Source organism: Sediminispirochaeta bajacaliforniensis DSM 16054 (assembly GCF_000378205.1).
Lineage (GTDB): Bacteria > Spirochaetota > Spirochaetia > DSM-16054 > Sediminispirochaetaceae > Sediminispirochaeta > Sediminispirochaeta bajacaliforniensis.
Map to the genome: position 1 here is coordinate 65316 of NZ_KB899407.1, position 23657 is coordinate 88972.

24 protein-coding genes and 1 tRNA gene are annotated in these 23657 nt (G+C 48.0%); 11 read left to right on the forward strand and 14 right to left on the reverse strand.

Annotated features, from left to right (window positions below):
* Window positions 1-94 precede the first annotated feature (94 nt).
* The 6 genes from F459_RS0102055 to F459_RS0102080 all read left to right on the forward strand — a co-directional run bounded on the left by F459_RS0102055 (window position 95) and on the right by F459_RS0102080 (window position 4850).
* Window positions 95-502: a hypothetical protein gene (locus F459_RS0102055; protein WP_020611072.1), complete on the forward strand. Its 408-nt coding sequence runs from the start codon at window positions 95-97 to the stop codon at window positions 500-502.
* A gap of 35 nt (window positions 503-537) precedes the next feature.
* Entirely contained in the window at window positions 538-966 is a 429-nt protein-coding gene (locus F459_RS0102060) for a Fur family transcriptional regulator (RefSeq protein WP_020611073.1), read from the forward strand.
* 68 nt (window positions 967-1034) lie between these two features.
* The gene (locus F459_RS0102065) at window positions 1035-1676 is read left to right on the forward strand and encodes a peroxiredoxin (RefSeq protein ID WP_020611074.1); all 642 of its coding nucleotides are present in this window, start codon (window positions 1035-1037) and stop codon (window positions 1674-1676) included.
* A gap of 118 nt (window positions 1677-1794) precedes the next feature.
* Window positions 1795-3057, forward strand: a complete 1263-nt coding sequence (locus F459_RS0102070; protein ID WP_020611075.1) for a POTRA domain-containing protein — start codon at window positions 1795-1797, stop codon at window positions 3055-3057.
* 49 nt (window positions 3058-3106) lie between these two features.
* A tRNA-Ala gene (locus F459_RS0102075) sits at window positions 3107-3180 on the forward strand.
* A gap of 29 nt (window positions 3181-3209) precedes the next feature.
* Window positions 3210-4850, forward strand: coding sequence for a hypothetical protein (locus tag F459_RS0102080; protein ID WP_026294843.1), 1641 nt, complete (start codon window positions 3210-3212; stop codon window positions 4848-4850).
* A gap of 9 nt (window positions 4851-4859) precedes the next feature.
* Here F459_RS0102080 and F459_RS0102085 read toward each other — a convergent pair whose 3' ends face one another.
* From F459_RS0102085 to F459_RS0102095, 3 genes are read right to left on the reverse strand one after another with little or no spacing between them, the layout of a single operon-like run.
* Window positions 4860-5135, reverse strand: coding sequence for a hypothetical protein (locus tag F459_RS0102085; protein WP_020611076.1), 276 nt, complete (start codon window positions 5133-5135; stop codon window positions 4860-4862).
* Entirely contained in the window at window positions 5132-5629 is a 498-nt protein-coding gene (gene lspA, locus F459_RS0102090; protein WP_020611077.1) for a signal peptidase II, read from the reverse strand. The genes F459_RS0102085 and lspA overlap by 4 nt, the downstream gene beginning before the upstream one ends.
* Entirely contained in the window at window positions 5629-6390 is a 762-nt protein-coding gene (locus F459_RS0102095) for a Nif3-like dinuclear metal center hexameric protein (protein ID WP_020611078.1), read from the reverse strand. Before F459_RS0102095 ends, lspA begins: the two co-directional genes overlap by 1 nt.
* A 77-nt stretch (window positions 6391-6467) precedes the next feature.
* Here F459_RS0102095 and F459_RS0102100 point away from each other — a divergent pair, with 77 nt between their 5' ends.
* The 3 genes from F459_RS0102100 (at window position 6468) to F459_RS0102110 (ending at window position 10845) form a co-directional block, all read left to right on the forward strand.
* Window positions 6468-8858 (forward strand): Lon protease family protein, encoded by a 2391-nt coding sequence (locus F459_RS0102100; protein WP_020611079.1) that lies wholly within the window; start codon window positions 6468-6470, stop codon window positions 8856-8858.
* A 74-nt stretch (window positions 8859-8932) separates the two neighbouring features.
* Window positions 8933-10414 carry an HDOD domain-containing protein gene (locus tag F459_RS0102105; RefSeq protein ID WP_020611080.1) on the forward strand — a complete coding sequence of 494 codons (1482 nt, stop codon included), beginning with the start codon at window positions 8933-8935 and terminating at the stop codon, window positions 10412-10414.
* Between the two features lie 200 nt (window positions 10415-10614).
* The gene (locus tag F459_RS0102110; protein ID WP_013252939.1) at window positions 10615-10845 is read left to right on the forward strand and encodes a glutaredoxin domain-containing protein; all 231 of its coding nucleotides are present in this window, start codon (window positions 10615-10617) and stop codon (window positions 10843-10845) included.
* On the opposite strand, the gene F459_RS0102115 is transcribed toward F459_RS0102110, so the two are convergent.
* From F459_RS0102115 to rsmI, 4 genes are all read right to left on the reverse strand, one after another.
* Entirely contained in the window at window positions 10808-11677 is an 870-nt protein-coding gene (locus F459_RS0102115) for a TrmH family RNA methyltransferase (protein ID WP_020611081.1), read from the reverse strand. The two genes, F459_RS0102110 and F459_RS0102115, sit on opposite strands and share 38 nt — an antisense overlap.
* Window positions 11678-11686: 9 nt before the next feature.
* Window positions 11687-12832, reverse strand: coding sequence for an iron-containing alcohol dehydrogenase (locus F459_RS0102120; protein WP_020611082.1), 1146 nt, complete (start codon window positions 12830-12832; stop codon window positions 11687-11689).
* A gap of 123 nt (window positions 12833-12955) precedes the next feature.
* Window positions 12956-13243 (reverse strand): flagellar biosynthesis anti-sigma factor FlgM, encoded by a 288-nt coding sequence (locus F459_RS0102125; RefSeq protein WP_013252936.1) that lies wholly within the window; start codon window positions 13241-13243, stop codon window positions 12956-12958.
* A gap of 48 nt (window positions 13244-13291) precedes the next feature.
* Entirely contained in the window at window positions 13292-13972 is a 681-nt protein-coding gene (gene rsmI, locus F459_RS0102130; RefSeq protein WP_020611083.1) for a 16S rRNA (cytidine(1402)-2'-O)-methyltransferase, read from the reverse strand.
* Between the two features lie 82 nt (window positions 13973-14054).
* Here rsmI and F459_RS0102135 point away from each other — a divergent pair, with 82 nt between their 5' ends.
* A complete protein-coding gene (locus F459_RS0102135) occupies window positions 14055-14477 on the forward strand; it encodes a hypothetical protein (protein ID WP_020611084.1) in 423 nt (140 codons plus the stop codon).
* A gap of 58 nt (window positions 14478-14535) precedes the next feature.
* Here F459_RS0102135 and F459_RS0102140 read toward each other — a convergent pair whose 3' ends face one another.
* Window positions 14536-15189: a SanA/YdcF family protein gene (locus tag F459_RS0102140; RefSeq protein WP_245540054.1), complete on the reverse strand. Its 654-nt coding sequence runs from the start codon at window positions 15187-15189 to the stop codon at window positions 14536-14538.
* Between the two features lie 86 nt (window positions 15190-15275).
* Here F459_RS0102140 and aspS point away from each other — a divergent pair, with 86 nt between their 5' ends.
* Window positions 15276-17060 carry an aspartate--tRNA ligase gene (gene aspS, locus F459_RS0102145; RefSeq protein WP_020611086.1) on the forward strand — a complete coding sequence of 595 codons (1785 nt, stop codon included), beginning with the start codon at window positions 15276-15278 and terminating at the stop codon, window positions 17058-17060.
* A gap of 97 nt (window positions 17061-17157) precedes the next feature.
* Here aspS and F459_RS0102150 read toward each other — a convergent pair whose 3' ends face one another.
* The 6 genes from F459_RS0102150 to ulaG all read right to left on the reverse strand — a co-directional run bounded on the left by F459_RS0102150 (window position 17158) and on the right by ulaG (window position 23511).
* A complete protein-coding gene (locus F459_RS0102150; protein ID WP_020611087.1) occupies window positions 17158-17937 on the reverse strand; it encodes a DeoR/GlpR family DNA-binding transcription regulator in 780 nt (259 codons plus the stop codon).
* Window positions 17938-18035: 98 nt separating this feature from the next.
* Complete coding sequence (locus F459_RS0102155; protein WP_020611088.1) at window positions 18036-19178, reverse strand: uroporphyrinogen decarboxylase family protein; 1143 nt, start codon at window positions 19176-19178, stop codon at window positions 18036-18038.
* Between the two features lie 11 nt (window positions 19179-19189).
* On the reverse strand, window positions 19190-20023 hold the full coding sequence (locus tag F459_RS0102160) for a carbohydrate ABC transporter permease (RefSeq protein WP_026294846.1): 834 nt from the start codon (window positions 20021-20023) through the stop codon (window positions 19190-19192).
* A gap of 14 nt (window positions 20024-20037) precedes the next feature.
* The gene (locus F459_RS0102165) at window positions 20038-20922 is read right to left on the reverse strand and encodes a carbohydrate ABC transporter permease (RefSeq protein WP_245540055.1); all 885 of its coding nucleotides are present in this window, start codon (window positions 20920-20922) and stop codon (window positions 20038-20040) included.
* A 70-nt stretch (window positions 20923-20992) separates the two neighbouring features.
* Window positions 20993-22351, reverse strand: a complete 1359-nt coding sequence (locus F459_RS0102170) for an ABC transporter substrate-binding protein (protein WP_020611091.1) — start codon at window positions 22349-22351, stop codon at window positions 20993-20995.
* Window positions 22352-22446: 95 nt separating this feature from the next.
* The gene (ulaG, locus tag F459_RS0102175) at window positions 22447-23511 is read right to left on the reverse strand and encodes an L-ascorbate 6-phosphate lactonase (RefSeq protein WP_020611092.1); all 1065 of its coding nucleotides are present in this window, start codon (window positions 23509-23511) and stop codon (window positions 22447-22449) included.
* Between the last annotated feature and the right edge of the window lie 146 nt (window positions 23512-23657).

Here is a 23657-nt window from a genome sequence, read left to right on the forward strand (position 1 = left end):
AAGAGATACTCACATTGTAAAAAAGAAGCAGCAGGGCCGCAACTACTTTCAATCACACCTTGACCGATGAAATTGTCCATGGTTCAATAGTCCCGTGAATAAAAAAAACCTGAAAACAATCATCATCGCCGTGCCTATCCTTGTGATTGCAATTGGTCTGAAACTTTTACAGGGAGACGGTCGTCTTCTTTACATGTCATCGGATAGACCTGCGGCCATGCAGGCCCGATTTTATCGCTTCTCCGACGAGAAAGAACGCAAAGTGGGGTTATCACCTGGCGACGAGCTGATTATTCGATGGGAAGAGACGGAAAAGGCAGGAAGCTTGCGGCTTGAAATTTCCGATCCAGAAGGGAAGCTGATCAAACGTATCGACAAAGGTCCGGCCGAATACCGATGTATAGCGGCACAAAAGGGAAATTATCGGCTTATGGCTGTCGGAGAAAAGGCTCGGGGCTCCTTTTCCGTTTCCTGGGACTATATTCAGGCCCTTGACAGATAGAAGCAGGATCACTACTCTTCATAGTAGTAACGATTATGAATAAGGCGCTATATCGAAACAGCAAACAACGCAATGCTCTTTATCAGTATCTGCTCTCGACGGATACGCATCCTACGGCCCAGGAGCTGTACGAAGCGCTACGTCCCGATTTCCCTAATCTCAGTTTCGGTACCGTTTACAGAAATCTCGGTATATTGGAACAGCAGGGGATGGTTCGAAGACTGGGGCGTGGAAGTACCTTCGATCGATTTGATGCGACGGTAGAGCCCCATTATCATTTTATCTGTGACAAATGCGGAAGGATTTACGATTTGCCTCTTAACGTTGATCTCTCGCTTGAAGAAAAGGTAGCACAAGCGACAGGGCATACCGTTACCGCACACGAATTGGATTTTCATGGTATCTGCGTGCATTGCAAGGAAGCCGAACGGCAAAGAGAGAAAGATCTTGTACAAAAGGCTTGACAATTCTTTTATTTCGTTTATTATTAGTAATCGTTCCGATTATTATTTAAATTATGGAGGTAATTAGTATGGAGCATTCATTTCCCCTCATTGGCGAGGCTTTTCCCGAACTCGAAGTTCAGACAACGCACGGCAGGAAGTCTCTTCCGGGCGACTACAAGGGGCGATGGTTTGTCTTGTTCAGCCATCCCGCGGATTTTACGCCGGTTTGTACAACCGAATTTGTCGCCTTTGCAAAGCGGGCCGACCAATTTGCAAAGCTCGATTGTGATCTCATAGGACTTTCGATCGACCAGGTATTCAGCCACATCAAATGGATTCAATGGATCAATGAAAAACTTGAGGTAAAAATCCCCTTTCCCGTCATCGCCGACGATACAGGGCTTGTGGCACAGAAATTAGGCATGATTCATCCCGGAAAAGGAACAAACACCGTCCGAGCGGTATTTATCGTAGATCCCACAGGAATCGTTCGACTGGTTCTCTACTATCCCCAGGAAATCGGTAGAAATATGGATGAGGTACTCCGTGCCGTTCGAGCACTCCAGGTCGCGGATAAAAACGATGTGGCCTTACCCGCAGGCTGGCCCGAGAATGAGTTGATCGGAGATCGAGTCATCATTCCGCCTCCTGCCGATGAAAAAAGCGCGGAGACTCGACTTTCAGAACACGAAGGCTTTGATTGGTGGTTCTGCCATAAGAAGCTTTAACGCCATTCCCATGGCTGCCGAACGAAGTTTATAGCTTCGTTCGGCTTTTTTTAATTCTTCACGAAGCTATTATGGTACCCGGCTGTTTTTTTTACGACAACAATCTATAGTATAGTCTATGAGACTATTATCGACTATTTCACTCGGATTATGCCTCTTTGTTACAGTCCTTAGCCCGCTGTTTTCCTACAATGAAGGAGAAACAGCGTTTCCCCAAAGCAAAGAACCTCTTACCGTCAGATCAATTACCATCACAGGCCTTGAAAAAACCCGCCGTTCAGCCATTCTTCCCTTGCTAAGTATCCGCCTCGGAGATCCTTTACGTAAGGAAGATGTGGAACAATCACAGCAGCGGCTCAAGCAAACCAATCTTTTCTCGGAAATTCAGTTTCGCTACAACAAGGAGGGGTCGGAGGTCGACATAGAACTGGTGGTTGAAGAAAAGCTCTCTGTTGTAGCCATCCCCGTGGTTGCCTCAAACGGCGACTCGCTGATGTTCGGCGCAACGCTGTTTGAAGCAAATTTCCTCGGCTTACGGCGTCAATTTATCGGCGCGGCCTTTTATACGCTAAACGAAAGTGTGAATGCCACTATTGGCTATATCGATCCTTCGCTGTCCAATGGAACGTCGACGCTGGTCCTCTTTGCCGGAGGTGGAAAAAGCGAGAGGGAAGACCTGCTTCAGGACAAGACCAGCATCCGTTCTTTTACCAGTCAGGGGTTTCGTATAAACGGCGAGCTGGAGACACGAACCGACGCACGCTTGCAGCCCGGAGTTCGAGTGAAGTACGACAGTACATTTGTCGAAGATGGTGACGTGGACTCGGCCCAGATGATCGGTATTGGCCTCTCGCTAAGCTGGAAGGATCTTTATTATCTGGAATTCTTCGAAAAGGGACTTTGGGCAAACGTTTCTTTCGATGTCGGCTATGATTTTTATGAAAAGGAATCACCTCTCTTCACCGAAACAGAACTGAACATTGCCTATACCCTCCCTTTTGCAGGGAAGCATCTGCTTAAATTCGGAGCGCGAGGGGGAGACGCCACCGCTCCGACCGCACTGTTGAACGCCTTGAATGGGGATGGCTTCAGGGTCCTTCCGTCGGGAGACAGTGTGGGCTGGCAATACATGGCAGGTTCCGTTACAGCTGAATTCTCGCTTCTCTCTTTTCCATGGGGAACGGGAACCATGGCATTCTTCTTTGACGGCGGCACCTACGCTCCACAGGAGCGGAATCATTATACGCGCTTCTACGGGCCGGGAGGTGGAATTCGACTCTATTTGAACAAAATTGTCTTCCCTGCTCTTCAGTTTAATATCGGTTGGAATATTCCGGAAGATGTTTCTTTCTTCTCTTTTTCCATCGGTATGGGGCGATAAGAGCTATCTTGACATGATAGATTGTTCCGGCTATGCTTTTGTTATCTCCGGGGGTGTAGCTCAGTTGGCTAGAGCGCGTGAATGGCATTCACGAGGTCATGGGTTCGATTCCCACCACCTCCATAACCTTCTTTTTTTATCAGGAAAATGTCTTGAGTGATAACATTTTTTCGGGAGACATCGACCCAGAAATTGCGGAACTCATGGGTATGGAGCCCCAGGGTTCTTCCGATACCACTCCGGATTTTTCCGATCTCTTCGACGAAGGTCAAATAAGCGAAGAAGCGGTTGGGGTAGAACAGGTTGATCTCAACAAGACGACTTTTACGCCCATAGCGAAATTTCAATCAGATAAACCGCTTCCCTACTTTTCGGAGGCATCGTTCTATAAGGTTGTCCTATCCGGCGAAGGGGAAGATGCTAAGCGCCTTCATTCCCTTCTTTCTAAATTCCTTAATGCAACGGACGTCAAAGATAAATCACTCTATCGGCAAAAGTTGATCCCCGCCTATTGGAATGTTGCCGCTTCGATTGCGGCAAGAATACACGGCCATCTCCCCGAGCAAAAGAAGTATATGTTTCGGTACGGTTTTTTAATACCTACCATCGTTTCGAAAGAACAGCGGGAGATGATTGCCAGAATCATTCCCGAGAACCAGACCGATGAACCGGTCTATTATATCGACGAATGGCTCGAAAAGATCGCCATCGGAGCCATTTCGGCCTCGGCAACCGACGAGGTAAAGGCAAAACAGCAAAATCAGGGGCAGCGCCTCACCGGTCAAATTGAAAAAGCCCGAGGCCACAAAGAAGTCCAGATCGGCCTGATTCGGTCGAAAATGATAGAAATCGAAAGTGCCGAAAAACTCATCATAGCAAAAATGAACGATGTCATGCATCATCCTCAGCACGAACGATTTCCACAGGTCAAACTCCCTTATGAGGCGAGCCAGAGAAGCTGCCTTGGAGAAATCATGCAAACGGTTCGAAGGCTCCAGGCAATGGACAAAGAGATATCTCTCTTTTTCCGTGATCTGGAGTCGGCGGATAATCAGCTGGAAGAGCTTTTATCAAAAGCCGGAAAGTCAGGGAACTTTTCCGCTGTCGACAGCAAAACACTGCAGGAAGAGTTCAACACCGTTCGTCAGATGGCGAAGATGTGTGTAGGGCGGCAGGGTAATCATTTCCCCATACTTATGAAGCAATATCTTAAGCCTTCCATTCGTGAGATAGGTACCAGAGAAAATATCATCGCCGAAATGACCTCGATCGAACACCTTGATCCCGGTGTTTTTCTCAGGACCTTTAAGCGACAAACAAACAGAATCGTACCCTATATCGTCCTCGTTCCCTGTTATGGGGACAAGGGGATTTGCTGGGAACCTTTCGATCGTTACAACCGTGCGACAAGCCGCGGGAGGATCGCTCTCCCCATGTACCCTAAGGATCTCAGAACGGCGGTGCTCAGCGCCATTGCCGATCTACGTTGGCAGGTCGCAAAGGAAAAGGCCCAGCATTATTGGATGGAAGAGGGGCTTACCGGTCATTACTACCAATGGTTTATTGCACAGAAAATTCGCGGAGACGTGAAAGAATATTTCATACAGGATTATATCCTCTGGATTACCAAAGAAAGCGAAGGGACCCAAAAACTCGACAGAGAAGTGCGCGGCATTTTTTGGCGCAATATGCCCTTCCCTCAGGAACTCAAAGAAGAACTTCGTAAGCGCGGCTATGTTTACAACGAACTATACAAAAAAGATATAAACCGCTCCATCTCAGACGGCTATTGATTCAAAAAGCTATCGCTTACGGCTCCGAAAAATGGGATGAAAATATTTTTCCATGTCTATCTTTTTCGAGATAAAACCGACCAACTTGTGGTAGACAAAAAAGCTCCCTCCCACCGATGCAGCAAAAATAAGGAGAAAAACAAATTGTCCAAGACCGGCGCCAGTACCGGCAGGTAAAAGCAAAGAAGCAAGGGCAAAAAGCCCCAGCATGAGAAGAATCATAATGACAATATTGAAAAATGATGCGGCGAGGATAAAAATCACGGTATTGACTTTCTTGTTCATTGCTTCCTTTCCTCCAGAAAAAACGAGATTAGAAGGGCGATGCCTGCTACCACAACCGTAGAATCTGCGACATTAAAGGTAGGCCAGCGATCGAGCCCGAAAAGCCCATAGAATTTAACATCGATAAAATCGACAACCCCCTCGGGACGAAAGATCCTATCAATGATATTCCCAAACCCTCCGCCGACAATGGCGGCAAGCACCCAACGCTGGAAAGAGGAAAGGTCCCGACCTTTCACAAGATAAACGGAAATTGCAACAAGGGCGATGAGAGGCACCAAAATAAATAAGAAAAGCTTGACTGGTTGCGGGAATCCATTTCCAAGACTAAAGGCCACCGCAAGATTACGCGTATGAATGATACGCAAAAAATCTCCGCCGAAACTCCAGGCCACCGTATGATAGGGAACGTGAGAGGCAATCAACCATTTTGTAAGCTGATCCAGCAGAATGACAGCTGCGGTGAGAAAAAACGGGCGATACGGCTTCTCCATTACAGCCCCGTCGGAAGATCAATAAAACAGGTTTCAATCCCGGTATCCGCTTCCAGCTTGCCCGCCATCAATTGAACACCATACACCTCGGTTCGATAATGACCGGCAGCAATGAGATTGATACCCGATTCCTGACACAGATGATAGACCTGATGGCTCAGCTCTCCTGTGAGATAGAGATCGACACCCTTTTCAATCGCCTGCTCTACATCTTTGTCCGCACCACCCGAGATAATGGCCACAGAAGAGATCTTTTCAGGGCCAAAAGCGAGAACGCCCAAAAGCTCTTCCCGATCCATTCCCAGCAGCGTAAGAACATCATCGATGGTTTGGGGTGTTTCAAAACTACCGGCACAGCCGATTCGGACTCTTCGAAATATACCAAAGGGTTCTATATCCTTCAGACCAAGCTGTTTGGCAAGGCCTGCATTATTGCCGTATGCTTCGTGCATGTCGAGAGGCAAATGTGCCGCATACAGGGCAATATCATTCTCGATCAAAGCGGCAATACGCCGATAATGGGAACCGGTTATACTCTGTTCCTTTCCCCAAAAAAGACCGTGATGTACGAAGAGCATCTGAGCGCCGATATCTTTTGTTCGGAGGATGCTCTCTTCGCAGGCATCAACGGCGAAGGCAACCTTTCGCACCGGCATGTCAAAACGCCCGACCTGCAAACCATTGAGGGAGTAATCGACTCCGGTAAGATCATCGATGGCAAGAATCGAGCGAAAATAGGCATCAAGTTCACTGACTGTCATAGGGTCTATTATACGCTTCGCCCCTCTCGCTTGACAACCCGAGAGGACGCTAACTATAGTGGGGAACTGGAGTCTTCATGAGTAAACAAGAATTGAATGCCGAGTCCCTTGAACTTATCATCACCGAAAACGAAATCTCCGAATTCGGAGCTCACATCGACAGTCCCGATATTATTGGCCAGCCCCGAGCCATCCGGGCCCTAAAAATGGGAACGGAAATGAGAGGACGAGGCTATAATGTTTTCGTCACCGGTCTTCCAGGTACAGGGAGAACAAGTGCCATACGAAAAATTCTTGCATCGCTTAAGCCCAGACAGAGTTCCTCGTTGGAAGATGTGGTGTATGTCTACAACTTTGACGATCCCGACGCTCCGAAAGTGCTTTACCTTGAAAAAGGAAAGGGACGTCTCTTCAAACGGGAAATTCACGACCTTGTTGAGGAACTCAAGACAGCCCTGCGAACAAGACTCGAAAGCGACGAAGTAAAAGAGCGGCGGAATGGGTTGGTAAGGACGGTGGAAGAGCAGGAAAACCTCGTCATCACCGATCTCGAGGCCCGCTTTCGGAAAGAGGGATTCCAAATCATACAGATCCGCGAACAGGAAAAAGAAACCACCGATCTGAAGCCCATCATAGAGGGGAAAGCCATTGATTTCGATGAGCTCCAGGAACAGGCGGCAAGGGGCGATATCACGGACCAACAGTGGGAAAAGCTTCGCGAAGCCTATTTTCGGCTTATGGATGAATTGAAAAAACAGTTTGAAGAGCTCCACAGCGGCCGTGTCGCCCTAGATAAGGAGATAGAGGCCCTCAAAACAGAGGTGCTTCAACCGGTAATCGATGCAGCAATCGACAACATAGCGACCGATTACCGCTCAGCATCGGTTGAAGCCTATCTGAACACTCTTCGAAACGATCTACGTTCCCATACCTATCTTTTTTTAAGAGAACGTGGCGAAGAGGACGATGGACCAATTCCCGCGCTCATCCGTTATGGAGTAAATGTAATCGTAGATAATGGCACCACAGAGACCGTGCCTGTTATTTTCGAAAATCATCCTACCTACTCAAACCTCTTCGGAGTCATCGAATCACGTTTTGATCTCGGAGGAGAGGGGGGGACGACCTTCATGATGATAAAATCTGGCTCTCTCATTCGTGCGAGGGGAGGTTTTATTGTCCTCAACGCCCACGATCTTCTCCAGGAAGAAGGAGTATGGGAACATCTGAAACGGGCGTTGCAAACCGGAGAGGTGGAAATACAGGGACCGGAAGGGGGAATCACTCTTCAGCATACGGTTCTTAAACCCAAGGCCATATCCATCGATACCAAGGTTATCCTTACCGGCACAGAAAATCTCTACGATCTGCTCTACGGCCAGGATATGGACTTCGCAAAGCATTTTAAGATAACCGCGGAATTCGATTCGGTTATGGAGCGGACGGCCGAAAATTGCGGCCGTTATATTGGTTTTGCAAACATGATCTGTGATGATGAATCATTACGGAGAATCGCCCGATCGGGAATGGCCGCAATCATCGAGTACGGAATCAAATTATCAGAACAACGCGACCGTCTATCCACTCGCTTCTCCCTTATTGCCGATCTGATCAGAGAGGCGGACTACTGGAGTGGTAGACAGGGAAAGAAGGATATCGACAGAGAAGCCGTTGCCAGGGCCCTTGAGGAACGGAAATTTCTTTGGAATCTTCCGGAAGAAAAGATGACCGAGATGATTCTCAGTGGTGAAATGCTGTTGCAGCTTGAAGGAAATGCGGTAGGAAAGGTCAACGGCCTTGCCGTTCACGACCGAGGCTATTACGCCTATGGTCTTCCTACCGTTATATCTGCGAGTGCCGCCCCCGGCAGTGAGGGAATCATTAATATTGAACGTGAAGTCGGTCTTTCCGGAGAAATCCACGACAAGTGGCTTCTGATTATCGAAGGATTTCTCCGACGCACCTACGCAAGAGAAATTCCCCTTTCAATCTATGCAAATATTTGTTTTGAACAAAGCTACAGCGAAATAGACGGCGATTCGGCAAGCTCAACCGAGGTCTATGCCCTCCTTTCGGCCATAGGAGAGATTCCACTCAGGCAAGATATTGCCGTTACCGGATCGGTAAATCAACTCGGACAACTCCAGCCTGTCGGAGGAATCAGTGAAAAAATTGAAGGCTTTTTCAATATCTGCCGTCAAACAGGACTTTCGGGTAGTCAGGGAGTCATTATACCCGCGATAAACCAAAATAACCTGATGTTGTCCGATGAAGTCTGCGATGCGGTACGAAACGGAAGTTTTCACGTCTGGTCGGCCGATACCGTAGGAGAGGGAATGGAACTCCTCACAGGTCTGGAAGAGGGAAAACGGAACAAAAAAGGGATCTACCCCCCTGAAAGTATCAACGGAAAAGTAGCGAGAAGGCTGAAAGAGATGGCCGACCTCGTAAAAAACTATTCAAGCTAATACTTGACAGCATCGCCTTACTGCCTGATCATTAATACCGTTTGCAAGCATATTGTTAGGCAGGTAGTAGTTTCATGGCACCGGAAGTAAATGTACCACAGATTCAGAAGGCGGCACGTAACGCCGTTCCTATTGCAATTAAGACCTATACCCTTCCACGAGAGACCGAAGTATATCTCGAAGATGTACTCGGTATTTTTCTTTCCGAGTTTGGGCAGGAACATCTCAAGGACCGCATCGCTTACTGTTTGAAAGAGCTTTCGGTAAACGCCAAAAAAGCCAACACAAAGCGGGTTTACTTTAAGGAAAAAGAACTGGATATCAATAATGCAAGAGACTATGCAGAGGGTATGAAACGTTTTAAAGAGGAAACCCTTTCCAATATTACCCATTTTCTTGAGTTGCAAAAACAAGCAGGCCTGTATATCAAGGTTGTTTTTCAGGCAAGAGGGAAGACCTTTACCCTGAGTGTCAAAAATAATGTGGAGATAAGCAAAAAGGAACAAATCAGGGTCTACGACCGCATTGCTCGTTCCCGAGCCTTTGAAACAATGGAAGAAGCCCTATCCACGGTCCTTGATGACTCGGAAGGGGCGGGGCTTGGCATCGTCATCCTTGTATTGATGCTGAAAAAGCTGGGACTCGATGAGGATGCTTTCGACATCGATACCATAGACGGAGAGACCGTAGCAAAGATAACCATTCCCTTCTCGGATGTTCACATCGAGAACCTCGATAAACTCTCGGAAGAAGTGGTTTCAGAGATCAACGAGCTTCCTCAATTCCCCGACAATATCGTTTTCTTACAGAAGCTTATCAATGATCCCGACTCGGAAATAACCGACATCGCAAGGCAGATCAGCACGGACCCCTCGTTGACCGCCGATCTTCTCAAGCTTGTTAACTCGGCACAATTTATGCTGCCCAAACGGGTCGATAACATAGTGGAAGCGGTCAAGTTGGTAGGCCTACGGGGATTGAAGAACCTCCTTTACAGCTACGGGACCCAGAAAATTCTCTCCCAGGACCAAAAATGGCTTTGGGACCACTCCTACCGTACAGCTTTTTACGCCTATTCCCTTGCCAGAAGCTTCAAGAAAAAGAAGGACCTTCTCGACGATGCTTATGTCGGAGGGATCCTTCATGATATGGGAAAGATTGTCTTTGCACATGTCCACCCAAAACTTCTCGACAGAATCAGCAATTTCTGTACGGAACGTGAAATCGACAGAGATCTTTTTGAAGACCTATCCGCCGGCCTCAATCATGCGGAAATCGGTGGTCGTATTGCAGAAAAATGGAATTTCCCCGCAACCCTTGTAGAAGCAATCAGATTCCACCATGAACCTTCCGAATGCGATCCGGAATATCGGGATGTTGTAGAAACCGTCTATCTTGCAAATGCGCTGGCAAATCTGGAAAACGGTGAAATTACCTTTGAGCAGATCGATCCGAAGGTACTTGCAGGGTTTCATATCCGTTCGGAAGAGCAAGGGAATGCCATTTTGCAAAGGCTTTCCGACGCCTTTTCTAAAGACACCGACAACAGAGAGTAACTACTCTGTTCGGAATCCTGGCGGCACATGAAAAAACTCTCCTTTTCTCTTAGTTGCAGCTTATCAGGGCCTTGTCTTCTCAGCTTCCCTCATATGTCTGGAGATAGAAATCACCAGGATTCCTAACACTAATGACAACAATTGACATTCATATTGTTATATAGTATTATTTATATATAAAATTCCAAAGGAGTGTATCCATGGCTATAACAATCTATACGACTCCGTCATGCGGCTACTGCGTAAAAGCAAAAGAGTATTTTCGTGGCCGCGGCGTCAATTTTACCGAATACAATGTGGCCCAGAATATGCAGAAAGCGGAAGAAATGGTTAAGAAGTCCGGGCAAATGGGCGTTCCGGTTATCGACATCAATGGTAGAATCATCATCGGATTTAATCAGTCGGAGATAGAACGGGCCCTCCATCGCTAATGGTTGTTTCGTGCCGTCGGACTTCAGGTCCGACGGCACGAAACTGCGAAAACCAGGCATGAAGGACGATGCCGGTGGCTACCGACACATTAAGAGACCCTTTGCGTCCCCCCGTTTCTATAGAAACAGTGCCTCCACTCCGATTTGCCTGTTCCATTAAGGCAGGTGAGACTCCCAGTTCTTCCGAACCAATAACAAGTATTCCACCTGCCGGAAAGTGAAAATCATTTAACGGACAGCCTCCCGTTTCAAGGGCAACAATCTTATTCGAAGCAATGTGGGTTTGTATCTCGTTAAAAGAAGAGCGACACCAAGGAACGATATCGACACATCCCATGGCACTTCTCTGCGCCCGGGGATGTCGTGGGTCCGCACTAGCAGGGGAAAGAAAAATCTTTCGGACTCCAAAAGACTCGGCGGCCCGAAAGATGCTTCCGACATTAAAGGGTGAACGGATATCGTCGAGATAAAGATCAAGCTCAATGGTCTTTCGCACCTGTTCACAGCCTCCCTCTTCTAAAGGTGGGGGGGGCAAGAGGTCCCAATCGGCGGGGGAAGCGCCTATTTGTTCGAGAAGGAGATGCCGCAATCCATTGCAGGAGCGCTGTACGTCATTTTTACCTATACACTGCAGATTAAGAGCCGACACTTTCTCACGAACAGCACTAGTAACGGAGGGATCTTCGGAGATCAGGGAAAATAAATCCCGTAAGTACGTAGTATCGATGGAGACATCATTTCGGAGACCTTCTTCAAAAAATCGTATGAGCCTCGGATATTTTCGTATACGCGTCGAAGGCGGAAGCCCTGCCAATTTTTTTATGGTAATCATGCAGCAGAACTACCACGCCTGTTGAAGCAGCTGCATCAGGTCGTCATAGGAAAGAGGCCCCGCTAAATCAGCGATGAAAGGAAGCTCCCTCGCTTTCGCAACAACCTCGGGGAAAGCGTCACGTTCAAGGTCCAGCTCCGAAAGGCGACCGGGGAATTGATGAGACCCGATGGAAGAACGCAGCCGCTCGACCGTCCTGTCTGCGGCAGCAACCACTGAAAGCCCCTTTAAATTTTCACCCAGGATATTTCCCATCCTGGCAATCTTCTCCGGCGCGGACCTCAACCCATATTCGAGGATATAGGGAAGCATGATGGTAGAGGCAACGGCTTTAGGTACAGATCGATGAGCACTTATGCTCCAGGAGAGGGCCGTACCGGCTCCAGGTGAACCTGAAGCAGTTCCGAGCGCGTTGAAGAAGGCCGCCTGCGCGGCAAAGAGTCCGGCACTTTCAACCTTACCTGCCTCCATCCCGGCCACTGCATCAACAGCAAGTGCAACCGCTTTTAGAAAAGCCGTCTCAGACAAGAATGTATTACGACCGGAAAGGTAGCCCTCCACGGAAAGGAGGAGGGTATCAAGCAACAGGGCCACCCGATACTTTGGCGATAAGCCCCCGCTCAATTCAGGGTCGATCACAGCGGCAAAGGGGAAAAAGCCCTCGGCATTGACCAATCGCGGGGTTCGACTTCTGGCATCGACAATGAAAAACCTATCGCTGCACATGAAGGGACTGCGAAGCGTCCCGGGAATCTCTATATAAGGAAGCGGGGGCGCAGAAACGGTAGATCCGGAGAGAATATCATCGACACGTTTATCGGAGTTGGCTGCAAGTGCCGTCATTCTGGCAATACCAAGAGCCCTTAGCCCTCCGAAGCCGATAACGGCATGCAACCTACTTACCTTTGCAAGCTCGGAGGCAGCCTCTGCACTACGACTGTCCGCCCGGGCCGGAAGGTCGGTAAAAATCATCACCTCACCGCCTTCCCGTTCTATAAGCGATCGTATCCGATCAACCTCCACACGCTCTGAAAGAGCACGTTCCGTGACAAGGAGAAAGCGGTTTCCAAGCAATCCAATAGTCTCTGCCAGCCGTAGCAGAGAACCAGCAGAACAAAATATCCTCGTCGGCATGTAAAGGGATAAATCCTGCATTGGCAAACCTCCTCACAAAATCCTTATATCACTATTACAGGAGATACCGAGCTATGCAAGAGGAGTAATAAAAAAAAGACCACCCGGTAGGGGTGGTCGGAATAGTACTATCGAAGGCATAACTCAGGAGATGCCGAACATATCCATGATTGAATCGGCGACATCACCAAGGAGCTTATCATTTATGTAGGAAGGATCCTCCAATTTTCGGCGGACCTCTTCGACACGATCGGCCCTGATATCGGGAGACGCCTTAACCGTTTCAACGGCCTTATACACCTCAGCCATGGTTTTTGCATCATTGGATATGGAAATTGAGTCCTTTTCCCCGGGCTTTATCGGTTTAGAGGTTTTGTTGGTCTTCCCAAGCTTGTTTACCGGATCAACCGGTCCTAATCTCTCAATATTCATTTCCAACCCTGCCTTTCATCCTATATATCGGATGGAATACTCTTAATATTAACGTTTTTTCTTTCCGGATACAAGGACGGAAAACTCTCCTTTAATAGATTCCCTACCGGAAAAATCATTAAGAAGCTCCTGAGCGCTGCCCTGCAGGTACTCTTCATGGAATTTGGTCATTTCTCTCCCAATAAGAACCAATCGCTCAGGATCAACATCGGCAATATCGGTCAAAAGCTTGATAATCCGATGAGGAGATTCGTATAAAACGAAATTTCCCCCCCGTTCCAACAACTCTTCAAGCCGCTTTTTCCGCTTCCCGGCCTTTGGACTTAAAAAACCGTCAAAAAGGACACTCCGACCGGGAAATGATCCTACGCTCATTAATGCGGCAAAAGCAGATACTCCGGGTATCGGAACCGCTTCGAAACCGGCTTCACGAACCGCATGTACCAAGGCCCCTCCGGGATCACTCAGGCCGGGGGTTCCGGCATCACTGACATAGGCAACGGATTTATCTTCCTGGAGAAGCTCAATGATACGATCTGCGGCAATGCTTTCATTGTGCGACCTACAGCTCACCAGAGGCTTTTGTATCTCATAGTGGTTAAGAAGCTTAAGGGTTTGCCGAGTATCTTCACAGGCTATAACATCGGCTTCCTTCAGCGTTTTTAGTGCTCGAAAGGTGATATCGGCGAGATTGCCAATAGGAGTTGCAACAATATAGAGTGTTCCCATACCTCCATCCTAACCGGAATCGGGGCACCTGCCAATAGAAAAGATACTTGCACTTTCTCAAGGAAGAGGGTACACAAATTATATGGTTGAATTGGCAATCGGTGCAGTTTCGGCGGTAGTGGTGGCGGCTTTGGTTATTCTGCTCTTAGGAAGCGGCAAAGGCGGGCATAGTAAAAAAACGCAAACAAAGCTTACACACCCACAAACAAAGCGAGAACGACAGTGTCCTCTTTGTTCAGCCGACCTGGCAAAGGGGCAAAGTATAAGATCGGTTCTTTATCCGAAATCACAGGGTGCACCGGACAGACTGATGGAAATTAAAGGATGTCCCTATTGCTACCCTGCCCCAGGCAAGCGAAAAAGGATTTGCCCAGTCTGCGGGAAAGAGGTCCCCTATGATGGAGACGTCATCGCACGAGTTTTCGATTCAGGAGAGAGACGGCATGTACATGTGCTAGGATGCAGTGACTGCTACCGGCGGAAAAAGGATACCGAAAAGAATTAGTACAATGCCCTGTCCCTGCACCAGGATTCGGAACACTATATAGAGGTTGAAACCACCTCTATTCAGGAATCTCCACGGTCTCACCGAGAAATCTTGGACCGGTATGGAAGAAGTGTAAATCCAACATAGCCTTCACCCTGGCAAAGTACTCCCTTCCCCGTATCCGCCGGCCCGAATAGCCTCCGACATCTTTTGCGTTAAAAGCCACGGCGACGATCCCAAAATGGCGAGCAATGTACAAGGCCCGCTCGTTGTGAAAGCGCTGACTTACAATAATAAAATGATCCTGCCCAAAAACCTCCTGGCAGCGAACAACCGAATCCAGGGTCCGAAATCCGGCATAGTCGAGAACTATCCGATCAATCGGGACCCCCATTTCAACCAAAGCCTGGCGCATCTCTACCGGTTCATTGTAGGACTTTCGAGCATTATCTCCACTTACCAGGAGATAACGGACCTTTCCCGCATCAAACAAGGCCTTTGCAGCCTCGATGCGATAACGAAAGTAGAGATTGACCTTTCCGCCCGGACGATAACGGCTGGTTCCCAGGACCAGAGCCGTTTTTACGGTAGGGACCTCCGATATGCTATCATAAAGACGCTCTCGGGCCACGACACTCATGGAGCGATCGATAAAGAGCATCAAAATCAATAATAGAAAAAATAAACATATAATAGCTATGCCAATCACGATAAGACTCTTTCGTTTCATAAACCGGAACATAAGTATAGCCTGAAGTTCGAGTCTCTGACAATGACAGCTTGAAAAGGGAACGTTCATAATGTAGAGTCATCTTTATGGAAAATATGAAACGAACCGCTACGTGCGGAGAACTGAACAGTTCAAGGGTCGGAGAAACCGTTACCCTTAATGGATGGGTCCATAGAAATCGGGACCACGGCGGCATCCTTTTTATCAATCTCCGGGACCGCTACGGCATCACGCAGGTCGTAATCGACGAAGATGCCTCCGCTCCATTAAAAGAGAAAGCCAAAGAGCTCAAATTTGAATACTGCATCGCTGTCGTCGGTATCGTCCGTCGCCGCCCCGACGAAATGGTCAATAAGGATATGAACACAGGAGAGATCGAGGTGGCGGCCTCGCAGATTGAAATACTCACGAAATGCGATGTCCTCCCCTTCATGATCGACGAGAAAAGCGACGCAAAGGAAGACCTTCGGTTGAAATACCGCTATCTCGACCTGCGATCCTTCTCTATGCAGCGTAAGATACGACTGAGAACCGATGTAACCTTCGCAGCACGAGAGTTTCTCATCGGTAAGGGGTTTATGGAGATCGAAACTCCAACCATGATCAAATCAACCCCCGAAGGAGCACGGGATTTTCTTGTACCAAGCCGCATACACGCCGGAAAATTTTACGCTCTTCCTCAAAGCCCTCAGCTCTACAAACAGATCTTGATGGTTTCCGGCTTCGATCGCTATTTTCAAATCGCCCATTGCTTTAGGGACGAAGATGCCCGAGGCGACCGACAGCCGGAACACACCCAGATCGATATGGAAATGAGTTTCGTCAGCAAAGACGATGTATTTGAAGTCGTCGAGGGGATGATGAGCTACATCTTCGACAAAACCCTTGGGGTAAAACTCGAAACACCTTTCCAGCGCTTGCCCTATGACGATGCCCTTAACCGTTTCGGAAGCGATAAACCGGACCTGCGTTTCGGTTTGGAAATGAAAACCGTCGACGAGCTTGCCTCAAAAAGCGGTTTTAACGCCTTCAAGTCAGTCGTTGCCGAAGGGGGATGCGTCAAGGCCCTGGTGGCAAGCGGTTGCTCAGGCTACTCCAGAAAGCAGATCTCCGAACTTGAGGATGCGGCAAAGGTCTACGGAGCAAAGGGCCTTGCCTGGATGAAAGTCGGAGAATCGGGCATCGAAGGTGGCGTTTCAAAATTCTTCGACGGAATTGCCGAAGAGCTGCTTACAAGCCTTGGAGCACAGCACGGAGACCTGATCCTGATGGTCGGGGACAAATGGAACGTCGCCTGTACCAGTCTTGGCGCGGTTCGCAGCAAACTCGGCAAAGACCTCGGGCTGATCGAAGCAGGGACCTTCCGATTCTGCTGGATCGTAGACTTCCCTCTCTTTGAGTACAATGAAGAAGAACAGCGTTGGGAAGCTGCGCATCACATGTTTACCATGCCCCAGGAGCAGTACCTCGACACCCTGGAGGAAAACCCCGGTGCGGTAAAGGGAGACCTCTACGATCTTGTCTGTAACGGCTTTGAGCTGGCTTCCGGTTCCATCAGGATCCACGATCCTGAAATTCAGAAGCGCATCTTCAACATTGTCGGATTTTCCAGCGAAGAAGCGGAAAACCGTTTCGGATTTCTCCTCAACGCCTTCCGCTACGGGCCGCCTCCCCACGGCGGAATAGCTCCGGGCCTCGATCGGCTGGTCATGATCATGGCAGGAGAGAACTCGATCAAAGAGGTGATTGCCTTCCCGAAGAACAACCAGGCCTACAGCCCCATGGACGATTCTCCCAGTCTCGTCGATGAAGACCAGCTCAAGATGCTTCACATTAAACTGGATATGCCGGAGAAAGAGGAAGAATCCTAAAGGCTCCGCTGCTTTTCCATTTGGAATAATGTATATACGACTCCGGATTGGCTACAAGCTTTCCGGAGTTGTATAAAACTCCTGATGCAATCTGTAATCAGGCAATGATCACGTTTACACCTATATTCGTAAACTTCTCGAGCGTTTCAGAGGGCGCGGATTTATCGGTGATAAGAATATCAATTTCGTTCAGTGCAGTTGAAACAAAATTTGAAACGCGTCCAATTTTAGAGTGATCGGCCAAAACAACTACCTTGCCATTCGTATTCTCGATCATTGCCTGGTTGATACTACATTCCTGATGAACAGCTGTAGTCAGACCTTTTTCGAGACTGATTCCGTTTGTTCCGAGAAAAGTGATATTGCTGTTGATATTCTTTATCGCTTCCAGGGTCATGATACCAATAAACGATCTCGATTGTTCCCTGTATTCTCCCCCCAAAATCATCAGTTCAAGCTCCGGGCCTTTCTTGCAAGATACCGCCCAAGCATTATTCGTAAACACCCTCACTCGGGCATCTCGGAGAGCCTCTAAAAAATGAAGTGTCGTCGAACCACTGTTCAGGAAAATGATATCATTGTCATGCACAAGCTCGAGGGCTTTTCTGGCTATGGCCTTCTTTTCTTCGGTATTGATCAGGCCTTTTTCCATGAAATCTCTTTCGGGAAGAGAGTTTAATGGAGAAGAGGCTATGCGAGCCCCTCCATGCCTCCGTTCAAGAAGGCCTTTTTGTGAAAGATACTCCAAGTCACGCCGTATTGTTCCCTGCGAAACATTAAGGTGCATACTCAATTGATCGACACGCACAAACCCCTTTCGATTAAGAATATCCAGCAATTTCAGATGTCGGTTTGCCACGATGGAACTTTCAGACATGAAAATGACCTCTTGCTTTCTTTTGTATCACTATTATCTACCATTATGACCGCTTTTGGCAAAAGTTTCGAGGCTGTTCGTCCCTGAGTTCACCTCCCTCAATAGACGCCAAACTCCCGGGCGGCTTCGAACATTGCCACAATATTCTCGGGTGGAACATCTTTTTGGATAATATGCACCTGACTAAAAATAAACCCGCCACCGGGTGCAAGGATATCGATTTGACGTCTTACCTCCTCTTTTACCTGGGAAGGCGAGGCATTGGGGAGAATCGACTGTGTATCAATCCCTCCCCCCCAAAAGGTGATATCTTTGCCAAATTCTTTCTTTAACAAAACAGGATCAATACCGGGCACTGTGTATTGAACAGGATTGAGGCAGTCGATTCCCGCCTCGATCAAATCGGGAATAACCGGCAGGATTGCACCATCTGAATGCATAATGATTTTAGCCCGACCCCGAGAAGCCGTTTTAATTCCGGCAAACAGTTTTTTGTGCCGGGGCAGAACAAGATCCCGATACATTTCGGGTGAGATCAGCATCGAATCCTGGGCACCAAGATCATCACCTATGCGAATCAACGACAAATCGGGAATGGTCTGAAATGCCTGAGTCCACCAGGCGAGTTGCTGCTCGAGCTGCCGATCCATTATGTACTCCGCCGCCTTTGGATCCAGGGCAAGCATCATATAAAAATTTGCCGAACCACATAGATTGAAACCTGCGTCAAAAAGCTCAAGGCCAAGTGGAAGGTCGAGAATCGGTACCTTCTCTTCTTTACAGATCGTCCGGGCACGGTGAGTAAGTCCGGCAAGCCTGGAAGGCTTTGAATAATCCGGCCAGTGAACCTCTCGAAGCATCTCCTCGTCCGGCATCTCGGAAAAAAGCGGTGTCCGGCATTCAAAATAATCACCATCATCTTTTTGCCGCTCCCAACCCACCCCCCATTCGTCACGATACGTTTCCCTGGAGCCATCGTCCGACCATACAAGTTGGGAAAACGGGGGAACTAGGGGACGAAAATCGGTATGGAAAAGTTGATGGACAGCTTCATCGATAACGGCGGTCCTCTGGCGATATCGCTCAATCCGAAGCTGGTCCAAACTCATGCCGAGGTATTCAAGAAGCTTGCGATAGGCATCGATATGAATACCGGAGATAAGATGACCGCCAAAATCGACAGGTACACGATCGGCTTCTTTATGATCAAGCGCCAGAAAAATCCGTTCAGTTGAGTTCATATTGTTTCCTGTTATCCCTTCACGGCACCGGCCGTCATTCCCATGATCAGCTTTTTTGCCGCGGTAAATGTAAAAATAAAAGCAGGTATGGCGGTAATGGTTGCAATAGCCGTGATTTTTCCCCATTCCGTCCCGGCATCGGTAAGAAAAAGTGAGACAGCCACCGGCAGTGTCCTGGTAAAACGGTTGGTCAATACAAGGCTCAGGATATATTCGTTCCAGGCAATTCGAAAGGTAAAAATTCCAGCCACAGAAAGGCCCGGTGCAATAAGCGGAAGAATGATCCGGGAAAAAACCATCCAGTCGGAACAGCCGTCTATGGTTGCCGACTCGTCAAGCGATCTGGGAATTTCGGAGATAAAGGTTTTCAGGACCCAGATGTTAAAAGGTAAATTAAGACCAATGTATACGAGGACCAGGCCTATCCTGGTATTTGCAAGCCCCAGAGAATTCCAGATAACGAAAACGGGAATTACCAGGATAACAGGAGGAATCATGCGAAGCAGGAGCGTAAAAACGATAAGCAGCTTTTTCCCTTTATATTTGAAACGGGAAAATGAATAGCCGGCAAGGGCGCCCGTACAGACACTGAAAAAGGTTGTTGAAAGCGCAACAACAACGCTGTTGAAAAAATAACGTCCAAAGCCATTGCTTAGAAGTACATTCCGGTAGTTTTCAAATGTCGGCCGAAATATCCATTTCGGAGGAAGAGAAAAGGCATCCACCTCATATTTAAATGATGTCGAAACCATTTCGTAAATGGGAAATAGGCAAATTACCATTCCCACCAGAACTATCATGAGAACAATAAACCGATTGAGTCGTTTTCTATTCTTAAACGTCATTATGCCCCTGCCTTTCATGTTTCATCTTTCATATTTTTGGTAATAAAAATTATAGAAAGCAGCGTTATGATACCAAGCAAAATAACAGCCACAGCAGAGGCCTTTCCCAGGCGCTGATCGGTGAAGGCTGTTTTGTAAAGATGAAGGGAAAGGATTTCCGTCGACACTCCCGGCCCGCCGTTGGTCATGATAAACATGACAACCAGCCCCCGAAAGGCATCAATGAGTCGAAGCACGGCGGTAATGCCGATAACACCGGAGATACAGGGCAGTTTGATATGAATCAAATTCTGAAGATAGTTGGCTCCGTCGACCCGGGCCGCATCACTGAGATCAGAGGGAATTCCCTGAAGTCCGGCAAGCAAAAGCAAGAACACAAAGGGAGTCCATTGCCAGATATCGGTTATGATAATCGAGATGAGCGCCATGTGGGGGTCCGAGAGCCATCCGATCTCTTTCAATCCCAGAACCGAAAGAAAGTAGTTTATCTTCCCATACGAAGGGTTGTAAAGGAATTTCCAGACGACACCGACAACGACAGGAGCAATCATGACAGGTAAAATGAAAACAGTACGAAAAAAGCGAAGTCCGGGGAGACCATCTTCAAGTAAAAGAGCAAGAACCAATCCAACGAATAACTCCAGACAAACCACACTAATGGTAAATACCAATGTGACACGAATGCTGGTCTGAAAGTTCTCGCTTCCGAACAAGTCGACAAAATTCCACAGTCCGACAAATACCGGTTCCTTTCTGATATCCCGCAAAAACCATTCAAAAAAGCTTAGTCTGATACCCGAAGCGACAGGTACCACCATAACCAGTAACAGAACGGCAATTGCCGGCAATGCAAAAAGATATGGGCTTTTATTCCGTTTCATGACACCATTGCTGAACAAATCCGGACCTCCTGAATCACGGACGTATCCGCAATGCCTGCGGATACGTCCGGCACACTACTGCTTCTGTTTACTTAATATATCCGGCTCGGACCATGATCTCCCGAATAGGTGCCATGATACCGTCCATGGCCTCTTGGGGCTCTTTCTCTCCGGTCAATACCTGGTTGACCGCAATACCCATGATATTGTCGATTTCCCCCCATTCAGGAATGATGGGCCGCCAATCGGGATTTACGTGTGGCAGCTGCAGAGCAAGAGCCTTGAATTCCGGATACTCGTCCTGAAGAATGGGATCGTTTACCGAAGAAGTTCGGAAGGGGGCTCCTCCATTCTCTATAACCTTCCGTTCGGTCTCCTTGCTTGTGATCCACTGAAGGAACAGAAATGCAGCTTCCGGATGGCTCGCATTTGCCGGTATCGCCAGGCCGAATCCTCCCGACTCACTCAATCTGTTTTCCTGCTTCGGATGCATTGCATAGCCAAGTTTATCATAGACCTTCGACTGCTTCGGATCTCTGGCCTTACCGGCAAAAACGCTTGCATCAAGGTACATGGCGGCATCTCCCTGCAAAAAGGCCTGAAATTCGCCGTCCTGGGCAAAACTGGTCATTCCCGGAGGTCCATAGCTGAACATCTTTTTCATCCACTCAAGTGTTTTGATAGATTCAGGGGAATTAACCACCGGTTCCCAATTCTCATCAAAGACTCTTGCCCCAAAAGGTGATGCATGCAGCAGGTAAGCGGCATTCGCCTGATGCCCGGAAGCACCCCGGCTTGTCATCCCATACATGCCGTCAACATTTTCATAGATGAATTTGGCAGTTTCGAGCACCTCATCATAGGTCTCGGGAACCTTAAGATTATATTTATCAAAGATATCTTTTCGATATATCAATATGCTGGTTTCGGCACCAAAAGGGATACCGTAAAGTTTGGCCCCCGGACCGCCGAGATAGATTTTTTTGCCTCCTACATAGCCGGTATTTTCCACATAGGCAGGGACAAGATCGTCAAAGTCGTAATCCGGATATGCCAGAGACGGATCATTGAAAAAGGGTTCGAGTTCCTTCAGCATACCGGCGGCGGCATACTCACTTTTCCACATACACACCATTGAAATCAGATCATAATCGCCGGAAGGCTTACTCATCTCCAATACCTGTTTATCGTGCATCTTCATGTACTGGAGCAGATCGACCTCCACCTTGATACCGGTAAGCTCCTCGAACTCGGGAATCAGGGGCATCAATGCGTTATACGTCACATGGTTCGGAAAGCATGCAACAATGGTCTCTCCCTCATATTGTCTCCAGTTAAACTCACCTGACGCACTCTTCGGAGAGCTTCCGGCAGCATCCTGCTGCCCATTGGAAAAGACAAAACTTGAAGTAAAGATCAACAGGAGCACAACCACAAATCTTCTCATGTAATCCTCCATTTTCCCTTCACAATAAACGCAAAGGTGGTCAATTGATTTTAAGGATTCAAGCGAATCCGGAATCGCAAACTACTGACACAGTTTTACAGCATGGATTTGAAAGGCAAATCGGGCTCGATGGAAAAAGCATCATCAAAACCCCGGGGATAATGGTATTCAAGCAGATCTTTATCATCCGGATAGACAAACTTGCCACCAACCTGCCAGATGAAGGGCTTGAACCGATATTGCAGACGGTGTTTCCGCATATTCCATAGAACCAGAATTTCCATGGGATCGGCCTGGAAATTGGTCCAGATATCATGGTGAAAAGGAATCACCACCTTGGTTCTCAAAGATTCCGCCATTCGCAGAATATCGACAGAAGTCATCTTATCGGTCATTCCCCTGGGATTCTCGCCATACGAGCCCAGTGCAACATCGATTTCATGATCATTGCCGTGCTTTGCATAATAGTTGGAATAATGCGAATCGCCACTATGATAGATTGTTCCTCCGGGGGTCTTGATCAAGTAATTAACGGCGAGACGATCCATATCCTGGGGCATCTTTCCCTTCAGGACGACACCCCTGGGTGCGGTAACCAGCTCGGTCCTATCAAAAGAATCAAGAACAATGATCTGAACATCACCGATCTGCAGAGAATCCCCCGGCCTGACGACCCGGCAACGTTCCTTCGGTACGCCCCAACTTGTCCAGAGATCGACACAGGCCTGCGGCCCGACAAACGGTACTTCTGCGGAAATATTCTGCAACACCGCTGCTGCAACATTTTCATCGATATGGTCACCATGGTCATGTGTCGCCAGAATAGCTTCGACCTTTCGAATAGCAAAGGGGTCGATTACGCAGGGAACATTTCTGAGATTGGGCTGAAGTTTTCGACAACCAATCATCCGCTGGTGCTGATGCTGTTCCTTCATCAGGGGATTCTGCTTTGTGCGTTTCCCAGTCTTTGTCCAGAGATCGATACAGATATTTGTATTCCCTTCCGATTTCACCCAGATGCCGGTACATCCAAGCCACCACATGGCGAAGGTCCCCGGCCTGACGTTTTCTTCGTCAATCTCCTCATTCAACCAGGTCCCCCATTCGGGAAACGTACTGAGAATCCATGATTCCCGTGTAATGGTATCTATCTTGCTCATGCAAACTCCAATCTGCTGTGGATAGTTAATCTTCACACCGTTATGTTCATATGTCAATAAAAAAATTGATTTTTTGATCACAACGTATGTAAAATTTATAGCCAATCATATAGAAAAGTCGAATTGTACAATACAATTATATATGT